The organism is Natranaerovirga pectinivora (assembly GCF_004342165.1).
GTDB classification, from domain to species: Bacteria; Bacillota; Clostridia; order Lachnospirales; family DSM-24629; genus Natranaerovirga; species Natranaerovirga pectinivora.
Genome location: NZ_SMAL01000013.1, coordinates 59245 through 73774, shown reverse-complemented (window position 1 = coordinate 73774; position 14530 = coordinate 59245). Strand labels below are relative to the sequence as shown.

Below are 14530 nucleotides of genomic sequence, written 5' to 3'. Positions count from 1 at the left end.
ATGCGTATTATATTATAGAATACAAAAATAGCTCTAAAGCCAAGAATGGAGGGGAATTGAAACCAATCCCCCCCAACTATTGACAAAGAGCCAAACAAATAAAAATCGCTAGCTTCATAATGAGCTAGCGATTTTATTATATGCTAGAAAACTACTAGTTTTCCAGTTCTATTTACTTTCTCTTGTTACTTGGATGTTTGCTAATTTTTCATAGTATTTTACAATACTTGAATGGTCTTCTACTCCACTGCCATCTACTTTTATTGCTTGCATTATCTCCATCACTTGTGCTGTTAATGGTAATGGTACCCCAACACCATGGGATGTGTCTATAACATTGTTTAAGTCTTTGATATGAAGATCAATTCTAAATCCTGGTTTGAAGTTTCTATCCATCATCATTGGTGCTTTTGCATCCATAACTGTACTTCCTGCTAATCCACCTCTAATGGCTTGGTATACTAATTCAGGATCAACGCCTGCTTTTTTTGCAAGTACTAAAGCTTCTGATACTGCTGATATATTAAGAGCAACAACTACTTGATTACATAGTTTTGCCACATTTCCTGCGCCACTTTCTCCAACATATACTACTGAAGATGCCATCACCATTAATAAGTCATAGTATTTGTCAAAGATTTCTTTATTGCCACCAACCATAACTGCTAATGTACCTTCTATGGCTTTTGGTTCTCCACCACTTACTGGTGCATCTAATAAATGAATGCCTTTTTTCTCTAACTCAGCATAGATTTCTCTACTTGCTAAAGGTGCAATAGAACTCATATCTATCACTACAGTTCCTGGTTTTGCTCCTTCTATTACGCCACCTTCACCTAGTACAACTTCTTTAACTTGTGGTGAATTTGGTAACATTGTTATGATTACATCACATTGACTTGCTAGTTCTACTTTTGATGGTGCCGTTTCAGCGCCCATTCCAATTAATTCATCTACTGACTCTTTATTTAAGTCTAATACCACTAGCTTATGTCCCGCTTTTACAAGGTTTTTTGCCATTGGTTTCCCCATTATTCCTAGTCCTATAAATCCTACTTTCATTTTTTTTCTCTCCTTTGTTTTGTATTTTATTTACATAATAACACTATTATATCATTAACGTTGGTTCCAGTTGAACCTGTTATTATCAAATCATTGCTTGTTTTTAACGCATTATAAGAGTCATTGTTGTCTAAATATACTTCTGGCATAATGTCCTCAGCTCTCATTCTCTTAACGGATTCACCATCAACTATGCCACCAGCAGCATCTGTTGGTCCATCGGTTCCATCTGACCCTAGAGAAAATAATACCACATCTTCTAATCCCTCAATACCTATGGAAGCAGATAATGCAATTTCTTGGTTTCTACCACCTTTTCCATTACCTATGATACGTACCACCGTTTCTCCTCCAATAATAATGGCACAAGGAGGTTGGAAAGAATTTTTGCCTTGTTTTATATCCCTAGCAATGGCTGCCATAAATTTACCTGCTTCTTTTGCCTCACATTCAAGAGTAGAGCCTAAAATAAATGGTTGGTATCCTAATTTTTTGGCACTTGTTGCAGCAGCCTCACATAATGCACTTACACTGCCTGTAATAATGGTTTCACAATTGTCCACTTGTTTTGGTGTCTCAATATTTATAATTTCTTTTAAATGGTCATCTATGTGCAGATTGTACTTATTAATTATTTTCATTGCTTCTTCTGAAGTTGAACTATCTGGATATACTGGCCCTGATGCAATGGCATCTAAATAATCTCCTATAACATCTGACAATACGATGGAATATATATTTGCTTTGCCACATAAGGCTGCAAATTTTCCTCCCTTTACTGCAGATAGCCTTTTTCTTATGGTGTTTATTTCCACTATATCTGCTCCACAGTTAAGAAGTTGATTGGTTATATCCATTATATCCTCAAGGTCTACACCATTCATAGGTTTTTCAAATATAGCGGAGCCGCCGCCAGAAATTAAAAATATTATATTATCCTCTTTTGTTAGACCTTCAACTAATTCTAAGGCTTTATTGGCACCTATTATAGCATTTTTATCTGGTACTGGATGCCCTGCTTCTATAATTTCAAAATTTTTAATAGGTCCCTTAGCATGTTCATACTTTGTAATAACAATGCCCTTTGAGATTCTATCTCCTAATGTATTTTTAGTAGCATTGGCCATATTCCATGCAGCTTTCCCTATAGCTATTACAACTATATTTCCTATAAAATCTTTTTCTTTTAATGCTTTTACTACTGCTGCTTCTGGTAAAACTGCATTGATCGATTCTTTAATCATTACAAAAGCATCTTTTCTAACTGAACTCACATGACCACCTACCTTGATTTTAAGAATTCTGTTATGTTTTTGTGTCTTATACTAAATCTAAATCTTTAAGCACTTTTTTAATGGCTTCAAGTCTTTCCTCTGTACAGTGATCAATAGGTTTTACTGGATGACCAACCTCTAATCCCATTAAATTCAAACACTCTTTCATTACAACAGGAAAACTTCCATAATTGTATGAATCTCTTAATGGAATTAATTTAAATTGCGCTTCCATTGACCCTTCTATATCTCCTGCCATATATTTTTCATAAATGTCTACTACTAATTTTGGTGCAACATTTGCTGTACCAGCAACACAACCAAATCCACCATATAACATGGTTCCATAGATATAGTAGTCTGTTCCACTAAGCACTCTAAAATTAGGATTATCTCTTGTAACATTTATATATTGTATGGTTTGAGCAAAATCTAGGGATGTATTTTTAATCCCTACTATGTTATCTATTTCAGCTAATTTTTTTAACATTGAAGGTGAGATATTGTTTGTTGTTTTACCTGGGTTATTGTATAAAAGCACTGGTAACTTAGTACTTTTGGCAATTGCTTCAAAGTGATTGTACATTTCTTTTTCATTAGGTTGAATAAACATTGGTGTTAATACAGTTAAGGCATCTGCTCCTACTTCTTCAGCCATTTTAGCAAGCTTGATACATTCTCTTGTTGTGATGCCACTTGCACCAGCATATACTGGTACCCTTCCATCTACGTGTTTTACCGTAATTTCTACTGCTTTTTTTTGCTCTTCAAAATCTAATCCATAAAATTCACCATTACTTCCAAGAACAAATACACCGTGTACGCCTCCATCAAGTACGTGATCAATAACTCGTTTAAGACCTGCTTCATCTACTCTTTCATTTTCATCTACTGGTGTTACAATTGGTGGTATTACCCCTTTTATATCTTCTATTTTTAACATCTTACTACCTCCATCTATTTGTTTTTTAGTTTTATTGTTTTATCAGGTAATTGGTGCTGGGTTGAATAAGCATATTGCATTTTCAATGCCCCAATGATCGGCCCATACTTTTTTAGTACCACTTGCTATTTCTAATATAAAATCAAAGATTTCTTGACCTACTTCTTCTATAGTTGATTCACCTGTAGCAATTTTACCTGCATTGATGTCTATTAAGTCTTTCCATTTGTTGACCAGTTCAGTACGAGAAGATACTTTAATGACAGGTGCCATGGCTAATCCATACATTGTTCCTCTACCTGTTGAGAAGACTTGAACGGTCATTCCTGATGCCAATTGACAAGTACCACAAACAAAGTCACTGGCTGGCGTTGCTGCATAGATTAGTCCCTTTTTAGTAGGCTTTTCTCCTGGAGAAATCACTTCAACAATAGCTGATGTCCCAGATTTTACTATGGAACCTAACGATTTTTCAACGATATTGGCTAATCCACCTTGTTTATTCCCTGGCGTAGTATTTGCTGCTCTATCTACGCTACCATCATCTAAATAGTTATCATACCAAGCCATTTCATCTTTTAATTTTTGCCCCACTTCTTCATTAATGGTTCTTGGGGTAATCATATGTACACCATCTCTTACTTCAGTAACTTCTGAAAACATTACTGTTGCGCCACATCTTACTAATAAATCTGCTGCGTATCCTATGGCTGGATTGGCTGTAATACCAGAAAAAGCATCACTTCCCCCACATTGGAGTCCAACAACAAGTTCTGACACAGGACAGACTTTTCTAACTCTTTTATTAAGACGAATTAATATTTCTTCTGCTTTTTCTAATATTCTGTTGATCATATTGTTAAATCCTAATTCATTTTGAAGTATGATGACATTCTCTTCTTTGATATCAGGAAATAGTTTTTCAGGCATCAGTTTTTCACAACCAAGACCAATAATAAGTAACTCTCCTCCAAAATTAGGATGGGTTGCAAGGTTTCTCAAACTTCTTATTGGTACTTTTGCTTCTGGTGCATCAATTGCCACGCCACAACCATAACTGTGATTAATAGGCATTAAGCCATCTACATTTGGGTATTTAGGCATTAGGTCTTTTTTTATTCTTTCTACTGCTATATTAAGAATACCTTCCACACATTGTACGCTTGTTGTTATACCTAACATATTTTTAGTGCCAACACTTCCATCTGGATTAGGGTATCCTAAAAAAGTGTATCCTTCTAATGGTGGTAATGGGTCTGGTACTTTTGTTGCCACTGGAAGTTCTTCTAGGGGTGGTGCCACTGGTAATGTTAATTTATGTTCATCTATCCAACTGCCTTTTGGAATAGGTTCATTAGCATAGCCAATAATTTTGTCATACCTTATTATCTTATCCCCTGCTTTAAAGTCAATTAGAGCAATTTTATGGCTTTCAGGAATATCTTCTATGGCCGTAAGGTTATCATAGATAACCGTTCCTGCAAGTACGCCTTCAGGACTTACTACAACTTCTACATTATCATTGGGATGTACTTTTATTAACAAAGGCTTTTTATGATTGCTATCCATAGACCCACTCCTTATTCTATAAACAATTATTACATATTAAATTTATTTTAGCTTAAATTCATTATATAATATAATTGTTTTTTTTCACATGTCTAATGTGTCTTAAAAACTTTAGAATCCTTGTACCTTTTGTACAATAAAAAATAATACTAGTTAATCACTTTTTTACTTTATCAGAACGAGATGTTTCTTATAAAAAATAGGGTAGCCTTATTAGCTACCCTGTTATTAGATAAGAAAAGTTTTTAAATTGTTATCATGTTATCATGTTATTAGTTATTAGTTATTAGTTATTAGTTATTAGTTATTAGTTATTAGTTATTAGTTATTAGTTATTAGTTATTAGCGTTATTATAAAGATTTTCATACGTTATTTGTTATTAGTGTTTCTTATGAATAAGTTATTATAATCTTCTTTGCGAGGTAAGATTATTTGCTTTTTTTTGTTTTTTTGCTTTATTGACTCATTGCTTCTCTAACTGCTCTGTTAAAGTTTGTAATAACTTCTTGAGCTGCTGCTTCTGGTGTTAATGAACCTTCCATCATTACAAAGTTATCAAATACATCACTGTATGCTGATCTAACTGTATTATCTTCAAAGAATGGGTGGAAAGAATATGTTGCTGTTTGACTTGTTAAAACATGTCCTTCATATTGAAGTCCTTCTAATTGACCTTCTGCCGCAAGAATTTCTTCTGCTATTTTGTTTAATGGGATTGCTCTTTGTAATCCGTGTGCTAAAACAGCTTCTTTGTCGGTATATAAGAAGTTTAATAACATAGCTGCTTCTTCTGGATGGTTCGTGTGATTACTTATAGAGAATGCCATAAGAATTTTACTGAATACACCACTGTGTAGATCATTATCACCTAATTTAATAAACGGTGCTGCAACAACATTAGGATTTGTAGCTGGATCAATGTTTTGCGCATAAACATTGATGTTAGAATTCCATAAGTAAACCCCTGCATATCTTCCACTAATCCAGTTTGGATTCTCATGGTTTCTATTAGCTGAATCAAAATGGAAATCAGGTATTACATGATTGTCAAGTAAGTCTTGCATAAATCTAAATCCATCTGCTAACTCATCTACTGTATAAGCCATTTCATTGCCTTCAAAAATATCTTTTCCATATTTTTGAGCTAAGTAGCCAAATGTCATCATTGCTGCACCCTCACCGTAATTTACATTACCAATTGGGTAATAATCTGGACCTAAATTGTCTCTAAAGGCTCTACCTGCAGCCATTAAGTCATCCCAAGTTTCTGGAATTCCTACTCCTGCACGGTCATACATTGTTTTGTTTAAATAGTAGATTCTTGCCCCAATACTTGTTGGGATTCCTTGTATTTTTCCATTAATTGTAATTGGCTCAAAGCTTTCTGCTGGCCAATTGTTTAAATTTAAAATATGGTCTAATTCTCTTAAGTCATAGAATCCATCTCCGTCTGGAGAGAATCCATAGAACCAGTTAAAGTTAATTTGCATAAGGTCAGCTTCATCTCTTGCTGTTAATTGTGCTGCGATTCTTTCGAAATGGCCAGACCAAGCAGTGTACTCTGGCTCAACTTTAATGTTTGGATTGGCTTCTTCAAATAACCTAATTACTTCTAAAGTAGCTTCATGACGAGCATCTCCACCCCACCATGAGAATCTGAGGTTAATTTCCTCATCACCTACACTTGCTCCATCTGGAACAGTTGGTGTGCTTGGGCTTGGAGTGGTTTGTTCTTCTTTCTGACCACAACCTACCAATGATGTCATTAATACTAGTACAACCATTAGTGCTAAAACTTTTTTCATAATACCATCCTCCTGTTAATTAGTAACGCAAATAAATATATTCAAAGCTTAGAGCCTTAAATCAATGTGATATAGTACAGGTACTGATTTCTTGACAGACTTTTCAGTAAATATTATTATGTTATTATTGTTTTCAATTTAATATTGTATTAATGTGTAATTATTGATTAATTTCATTATACAGTATTTAGAGTTTATTAAATATGTTCTTACTATACTAAAAAAAAGAAGATGGTTGTACCTTATGTACAACCATCTTGATTAATTCTACTATTTAGTTAATGTTTTTTCGTATAGTTGTTTTATTTAGAACCAAAGTAATAAGCCAGTTCATTAAGAAATTCTCTATCTGCTGCATTTGCAATAGGATCTATATTAAGTATATCTTTTAATTTGTTAATTCTAAATAATAATGTATTCCGATGTACAAAAAGGTCTTTGGAACTGTTCACTATATTGTAATTGTTCTTCTTAAGAGTCTCTACTGTTTCTGTGATTTGTTTCTTCTCTTCTTTCGTAAAAACTGTATCATATACGCTGTATATATCATTATAAACCTTTAAAGTCACTATATCTCTATAGTAATCCCCAATATAATCATTAAAATAGTAGGTACCTGATTTATTTTTTATTTTCATAGTCATATGTTGGGCATGTATATACGACCCTCTATATTTACCAATATCTTCTTGTAAAGAACCAATGTAAAAACTTATTTTTTTCTCAAATGTTTTAATCGAACCCTGAGTTAAAATTTCATTTATGAATTCTTCCATAAAGTATTTGTAATTTTTTATCGCTTCCTTTTTTTTCATGTTTATGGTTTTATATAAAATAATATCATTATTTCTAGCTACTGTTATTATATCTTGATGAGAGTACCCTTTTGAATCTGTTATGGTTTGTATTATTTTTTTAGGAGATAATTCTGAATCATTTTTTACAATAATACAAACTCTTAATATGTCTTTATTTATTCCAAGGTCATCTGCCATACTATGGAGTTCCGTTACATCTACATTCTCTGCAAATAAGAGATAGTATAAGAATTGTTCAGATTTATCTCTTTTTCGACGTTCACCTTCCATATGAACTTCGTATTCAAGCATAGCTTCTATAAATGTTTTTAGCATTTCAGCAAATACTTGAACAGACTCTGGAGCTCCTGAGATACCAATAACGCCAACATGCTTCCCTTTATAATCTATAAATAAATTTACGCCTAGTTTTGTTCCTAGATATTTTTCTTCTTCTTTTACGACTCCTGAATCTAATATACCATTTAACATATTGTAGGCTACTTCGTGGAAATCTCCTATTCTTTCTGTATCTTTGCTTGCTATAATAATGCCTTTTTCATTCATTATATTAATATTATATTCAAAATACGTTGCCGTTTTATCTATAAATTTTTGCGATAATGATGGACTTAAGATTGCCATAAAAAACCCCCTATAAAAACATGCTTGTATTATTATACTACAAATCAATAAATCCCAAAACGCAAATCCTATAGATAAATAAATGTTATCAATTTGTTCACAAAAAGGCGGCAAAGCCTCCTATCAGACTAAAGACGAATTTTATTATATCTATCAATTTCTAACCTATACTTCACTCTTGATTTTTATCAGCCATTTCTTCCATCTGCTTTTTTATTTCCGGAGACAAGGCATCCATTATATGATTCCTTTGAGAGTTCATTTCCTTATGGGTCTGCCTAATTATTTCATTGGTCTTTTCAATTTCAGCCTTGAGGTCTCTTGCAGATAAGAGAGAACCTCCCGCTCCCCTTACAATTATTTGTTGCAACCCATCTGATGTTGCAACTACTACTTTGTATTTTTTCTTATTATTATAAGCGAATTTTTCTATATACTCATCAGCCGTTTGTGCTTCCTTTGTAAAAATCATGTGGATATTATGATATTTAATACTTTCTTCACGATGACCTTGGACACGATATGCATCAAATACAACGATCACATGGCATTTTTTAATCCCTTGATAGTTACTCAATACATCTAGAAGTTTCATTCTGGCAGCATCCATATTTTCATCAGCTAACTCTTTCAACTCAGTCCAAGCATAGATAATATTATAGCCGTCCACAAGTAGATACTCTTCTTTTATTTCTTGTTTTTTAGTATACTCAACAGGCTTAAAATAACTTTCTTTGGCTGTTTTACTTTTTTTCCAATCGGATTTGGTACCTTGATTGGCGTAGAAAGTTTTATTCATTATGTGATCTATTTCTTCTAAACTAATGTGCCTTTCTTCTGAGTGTGAAGGTTCTTCTTTTTGAATTATGGTTTTTGGTTCTGAAGACTCATCTGTTTTCTGAAGAAAGCTTTCTACATGCATATAGTCCTTAACTTCACTCCAATCCACCGAAAATCCTGCGCCATGTGAACAAAAAACAGACCCTGTTGGATTTTCTGGATCTCTTTCTGAATCATAACCAATAGATTCAATAACTTCTTCAGCATTATGGCATGGTTCATAACCCTTTAAGTTGCAAAATAGCCTACCAAGGCCTTTTGTATAGGAAGTTACTTCTTTATGGTAATTCCTCATGGTTATAACAGGTGCACTTCCCACTAAAATTGCCATTTCTCCATCTAACTGAGTTATTTGGCTGGTACCGCGCATCGTTTCAATGTCATTCATAGCTTTTCCAACCATTTTTTCAGGTAATTCAAGTTGAAAAGCATAATAAGGCTCCAACACTATAGACTCAGCTTCCTTTAAGCCTTGACGTACTGCACGATAAGTGGCTTCCCTAAAGTCACCACCTTGTGTATGCTTGTTATGTGCTTTGCCTGAGACTAAAGTAATTTTCATATCTGTGATTGCTGATCCTGTCAGAACACCTTTATGTTTTTTTTCTTCTAAATGACTTAGAACAAGTCTTTGCCAACTTTTACCCAGTATATCCTCACTACATATTGTATCAAACTTCAGTCCACTTCCTGGTTTACCCGGTTCTAACAAAAGATGTACCTCTGCATAATGTCTTAAAGGTTCAAAATGTCCTACCCCCTCAACGACATTGGCAATGGTCTCTTTATAGACAATTCTGCCGTCATCAAAAAACACTTCTACACCAAAACGACTTTGTATCAGACTTTGCAAAATCTCTATCTGTACTTCTCCCATAATCTGTACCTGAATTTCTTGAAGTTGCTCATCCCAGACAATCTGAAGCTCTGGCTCTTCTTCTTCAAGCTCACGTAACTTTGGTAGCATTGCCCTTGGGTCTAATCCCTCTGGTAGTATAATTTGGTAGGAGAGTACAGGCTCTAATATTGGTTTCTCTGAAGCTTTCTCTATCCCTAAACCTTCTCCCGGCTTAGTTTTTGTGAGTCCTGTTACTGCACAAATCGCACCTGCATCTATACCACTTATAGTTTCAAATTTCTCACCAGAATATATCCTTATTTGGTTCACCTTTTCTTGCCAATCACTAAGTGTTAAGAGATCTTTTACCTTAAGACTTCCCCCTGTAAGTTTTAGGTGTGTAACCCTATTTCCTTGTTCATCTCTTGTAATCTTGAATATTTTAGCCCCAAATTCATTAGGATAACAAGGTATCATTGTATACTGAGCGATCCCTTCCATAAATGTTTCAATACCCTCTAATTTTAATGCGGAACCGTAGAAACAGGGAAATACTTTCCGCTCTTTGATGGCTTTTTTAATAGACTCAGTTTGAATATGCCCTTTTTCTAAATAAGTTTCCATCATTAGTTCATCACATATAGCCAGTTCTTCATAAAAGTCATCTGTCTTAGCTTGTCCAAAATCAATGCAGCCATCATCTAACTGCTTTTTTATTTCATTTATAAGTTTATTTTTATCTACTCCGTATTGATCCATTTTATTAACAAATAAAAAAACAGGTATCTGATACATATGAAGCAATCGCCATAATGTTTTGGTATGGCCTTGCACGCCATCAGCACCACTTATAACTAAAATGGCATAATCCAGTACCTGAAGTGTTCTCTCCATTTCAGCGGAAAAATCCACATGACCTGGGGTATCCAATAAAGTAATCTGAGTGCTATCAATTTCAAATATGGCTTGCTTAGAGAAAATAGTGATTCCCCTTGCCCTTTCTAGTTCATAATTGTCTAGATAGGCATTCTTTTTATCCACTCTACCTAATTCTCCTATTTTCCCACTCAGATAAAGCAAACTCTCTGATAATGTTGTTTTACCTGCATCTACATGGGCTAATATCCCAATAACTAATTTTTTCATCATCTATATTTAATCCTTTATTATTTATTTTAAAGTAGTATTGTCAAACTTGCTTGGAAGGATTAGAGAATACTGCTTTCAACAAAGCTTGTGGCTCTTGCGCATTAAGAGGCATAGGCTGGTCAATGGCCAACATACAGCCCCATTAGCTTGTATGACACTTTCCTTATTATGATATCAGCTTTTAGAGGATTTGACAAACAAAAAACTCCCTCAAAGCCTAGTCTGAGGAAGTTATAAAACTGTTTGTCTTACATCTAATGATGAATATTAAATAAGACTTGGGGACGTTTCTAGTGTCACCTTTTTATTATTATGCCTTCTTCCTTTCATTAGCTGCTTATATCTTCTATCATAATAATCCATACACTGGTTATTATTTTTTCATATATGCGTAATAGTTGGACCCCTTGGATCTAAAAACCCCTCAAACCGTTAAAATCTAGTCTGAGGGGAAATATCTTATTTTCCGAACTCTTCATGTAACAATGAAGTAAAATGTTTTTTCCAAAACTTATTAGCATATATTAGCTTGTTCCTTCTTTCTTTAATGCCTCTATTAAGTCGTCCACATTGATTCCCAATCGTTCTAGGGTTTTAGAAAGTTCTGGGACTGTGTTTTGATAGAATGCTTCTCGTCGCTTTTTTTGGATGATTTTCAGGGCATCTTCACTCACAAAAAAACCAAGACCTCTTTTTTTCCTTAGGATCCCCTCCTCTTCTAGTAGATTATAAGCCCGCATAATGGTATTAATATTGACCTCCATCTCCACGGCGCTCTCTCGAAGAGAAGAAAGGCGTTCTTCAGGCTTTAATTCTCCTTCAAGGATAGCATTCTCGATGTTAGAAACAATCTGACTATAGATGGTGATACCTTCTCTAAACTCTTGCTTCATGATGAGATCACCTGGATCTTTTTCATTGTCCAGTAAAGGCCCATTTGACTAAGGACGAATACTCCTAGATAAAGTGGGATAGCTGAATGTCTTATAAAAATTTCAATTCTTGGTAACTCTTCGCCTCTCATTACAACTAAGAAGAGCAAGGGGAAAAAATAAAAGAAGAAGGTACCTCTGTTCAACAAAGAACAGACCTTAAAAAAACCTAAACCTTGCATAACAACCATTAGCCCTTTTAATATAAAATCTAACAAACTAAAGGCAGCAATGGATAGAGGTAACAACATCAAAGTATACATAAATATTTCTAAAATCAGGCTTCCATAAGGCAAATAGGGTTGTTGAATTATTAAAGATAATCCTCGGTGTGAAAGACCAATTATCAGGACCACTCCTATTATATTTAAAAAAGCATATGCTGTTGGTCGAAGAATCCGGTTAAGAAGATGAGTAATTGCTTTTTTAATTGGAGACAATGGAAGAAGTATTTTCATTTCATTATTCATCATTTGCTCACCTTGATGCATAAACACAGAAGTATAACTTACTAATAAGCTAATAAATAACGACCTGTGAAAGTTAGATATATCGTTATTTGATGAAAACAATCCCGTATAGGCGTAGTATATAAGGACAATAAAAGAAACTGCAGCTATATTAATTAAGTAGGATTTTATAGGCTTTTTAATATAGTCCCATTCAAGATAATAAAAATAACGAAACATTGGGTTTTTGATGGATTTTAAGAAACTAAGATCCTGAGGTTTCCCGTTTTCTGGGGATTTACTTTGATTACACTCTCCACCTCCTATTTGGATCTCGTGTTTTGAAGATTTTCTATAAACGAATCCTATAAGCAGCAATCCAATACTTACCATATTCTGCACATAAAAAGGTAAAAGCTCAAGGAGTATAGGACTAAAACATAGAAAAGTGGTTAGTAAAGACAAACCTATCTCCTCTCGATAACTTACTTTTCCAACAAAATCTCCAACCTCTGTAACATCATAAGATCCCTTCCAAATAAGAACACTTAGGAAAAATGCTAATGCCAAACCGTAAGGAAGAGAGTTAAGAAGCATTCCTAGGGCACTGGGTTCTAAAAAATAGCCACCTATCATTGCACCTAAAATCAGTAAAATTGCTGGTATCCAAGTACTTCTTAATTGTATCCAAAATAACTTTTTTCTTTTGTTAAGTGGCCATAATAGAATCAAATCTATGACATTTCGATTAATAATTTTGTCCCTAACAAAAGAACCAATCCATCCCCCTAAGATAAGAAGAAATAAGGTATAAAAAGTTGCACTAAAGGATAGAACACCCTTTCCAAAAGTAATATTTTCACTTATACTAAAACTTACAACAAAAAGAAATACTCCTGCAAAAGGAAGAATAAGTAGTCTCCAATAAAAAATGCCAACCTCTAAAAAAGAAAAAATCTCCTTTACTTTCAAACTTCGTTTTCTATTCATTTGAAACCTCCTTTTTCTTTCCACAAAGACCAGTAAACAAAAGTTCTAAAGGAATATCCTGTGGCGAATTTGAAGGTTCTTTTAACAGGGCCGTCCATCCCGTAGCCCTTCTTTGGTATGCCAGGGATTCAGTAGGAATCTGCTCTTTCGTTAAGCTGTGTATTAAGCTATATTCCTTATATAGGTTCTCTATCCCCGCATTAAGACGTAAATGTCCCCCTCTGTCAATTATAGTTATATAATCTAAAAGACCTTCTACCTCTCGCACATGATGGGTGGAGAGTATAATAGTGGACCCATCGGCAGCAGTTTCAGCAAGAACCTTTCGTAAAACAGTCTGCGCATTTATATCAAGACCCTTAGACGGCTCATCTAGAAGAATAAGTTCTGTTCTACAGGAAAGAGTAATCGATAGCCATGCCTTTCTAAGGTCCCCGGCACTATAATTTGAAAAATCCTTATTCTCATTAACTTCAAAGCTTTGGCAAAGCTCCTCAAATCGTTCTATAGAAAAATTTGGATATAGTGGTCCACATATACTTGCATACTCCCTTGGGCTCATATTTGGGCAAGGAAGTTCCTCCGCAACATACGTCAATTTTTTATAAAAATTTTCTTCCCGCTTATTAGGATTATGACCTAGTACAGAAACTTCTCCCCCCCTCTGAAACATCAATCCTGTTAAAATTTTAAACAATGTTGTTTTACCTGCACCATTTGGACCAAGAAGGCCACAGATGCTTCCTGATGTTAAATTCCAGTTAAAGTTATCATATACCGGCTGTTTTTTGTACCCGAAAGTTAAATTTTTACATTGAATCATACTATTTTCCTCCTTGTTATACTGTTATATACATCTATAACAGTATAACAGTTTGATTTTTTTCTGTCAATTGTTTTTAAAACTAAAATAGTATGACATAATCTTCAACAACTGCTCTTAATTTCATATAATTCCTTATACTTTCTGGTTATAACAAAACTCCCCTCATAGTAAACCGTTATATTTTTTTAACAGTCTACTACAAAGGGAGTATACATTATTTACCCCGTTGCAACTTTAAGTCGTTAATGGCTTTAAGGAAAAATACTATTATCAGTAATGGATAGGGCTATGCTCCCAAAGTATTCACTATAAAAAAGCTCTCCCGTAAGCTCAACTTCTCCTTCTAAAACAAAACCCACTATTCTAGGTGGATGGCCACTACTATTGACATAGTCAATATCGTTGATAGT

General features: G+C 34.2%; 10 protein-coding genes. All 10 read right to left on the bottom strand.

The features are described 5' to 3' along the window. Nucleotides 1-168: 168 nt before the first annotated feature. The 10 genes from garR to EDC18_RS13440 all read right to left on the bottom strand — a co-directional run bounded on the left by garR (nt 169) and on the right by EDC18_RS13440 (nt 14117). Nucleotides 169-1092 carry a 2-hydroxy-3-oxopropionate reductase gene (gene garR, locus EDC18_RS13485; RefSeq protein ID WP_279230944.1) on the bottom strand — a complete coding sequence of 308 codons (924 nt, stop codon included), beginning with the start codon at nt 1090-1092 and terminating at the stop codon, nt 169-171. Beyond that, nucleotides 1089-2336 (bottom strand): glycerate kinase type-2 family protein, encoded by a 1248-nt coding sequence (locus tag EDC18_RS13480; protein WP_132253985.1) that lies wholly within the window; start codon nt 2334-2336, stop codon nt 1089-1091. Before EDC18_RS13480 ends, garR begins: the two co-directional genes overlap by 4 nt. 46 nt (nt 2337-2382) lie before the next feature. After that, nucleotides 2383-3279, bottom strand: coding sequence for a 4-hydroxy-tetrahydrodipicolinate synthase (dapA, locus tag EDC18_RS13475; protein ID WP_132253983.1), 897 nt, complete (start codon nt 3277-3279; stop codon nt 2383-2385). A gap of 42 nt (nt 3280-3321) precedes the next feature. Beyond that, complete coding sequence (garD, locus tag EDC18_RS13470; RefSeq protein WP_132253981.1) at nt 3322-4848, bottom strand: galactarate dehydratase; 1527 nt, start codon at nt 4846-4848, stop codon at nt 3322-3324. Nucleotides 4849-5304: 456 nt separating this feature from the next. Next, nucleotides 5305-6654, bottom strand: coding sequence for an ABC transporter substrate-binding protein (locus tag EDC18_RS13465; protein WP_132253979.1), 1350 nt, complete (start codon nt 6652-6654; stop codon nt 5305-5307). Between the two features lie 302 nt (nt 6655-6956). Continuing rightward, the gene (locus EDC18_RS13460) at nt 6957-8096 is read right to left on the bottom strand and encodes a CdaR family transcriptional regulator (RefSeq protein ID WP_132253978.1); all 1140 of its coding nucleotides are present in this window, start codon (nt 8094-8096) and stop codon (nt 6957-6959) included. A gap of 172 nt (nt 8097-8268) precedes the next feature. After that, nucleotides 8269-10920 carry a translation factor GTPase family protein gene (locus EDC18_RS13455; protein WP_132253992.1) on the bottom strand — a complete coding sequence of 884 codons (2652 nt, stop codon included), beginning with the start codon at nt 10918-10920 and terminating at the stop codon, nt 8269-8271. A gap of 527 nt (nt 10921-11447) precedes the next feature. Further along, the gene (locus EDC18_RS13450) at nt 11448-11816 is read right to left on the bottom strand and encodes a GntR family transcriptional regulator (protein ID WP_132253976.1); all 369 of its coding nucleotides are present in this window, start codon (nt 11814-11816) and stop codon (nt 11448-11450) included. After that, nucleotides 11813-13294, bottom strand: coding sequence for a hypothetical protein (locus tag EDC18_RS13445; RefSeq protein ID WP_132253975.1), 1482 nt, complete (start codon nt 13292-13294; stop codon nt 11813-11815). Before EDC18_RS13445 ends, EDC18_RS13450 begins: the two co-directional genes overlap by 4 nt. Next, nucleotides 13287-14117, bottom strand: a complete 831-nt coding sequence (locus EDC18_RS13440) for an ABC transporter ATP-binding protein (protein WP_132253973.1) — start codon at nt 14115-14117, stop codon at nt 13287-13289. Before EDC18_RS13440 ends, EDC18_RS13445 begins: the two co-directional genes overlap by 8 nt. Nucleotides 14118-14530: the final 413 nt, after the last annotated feature.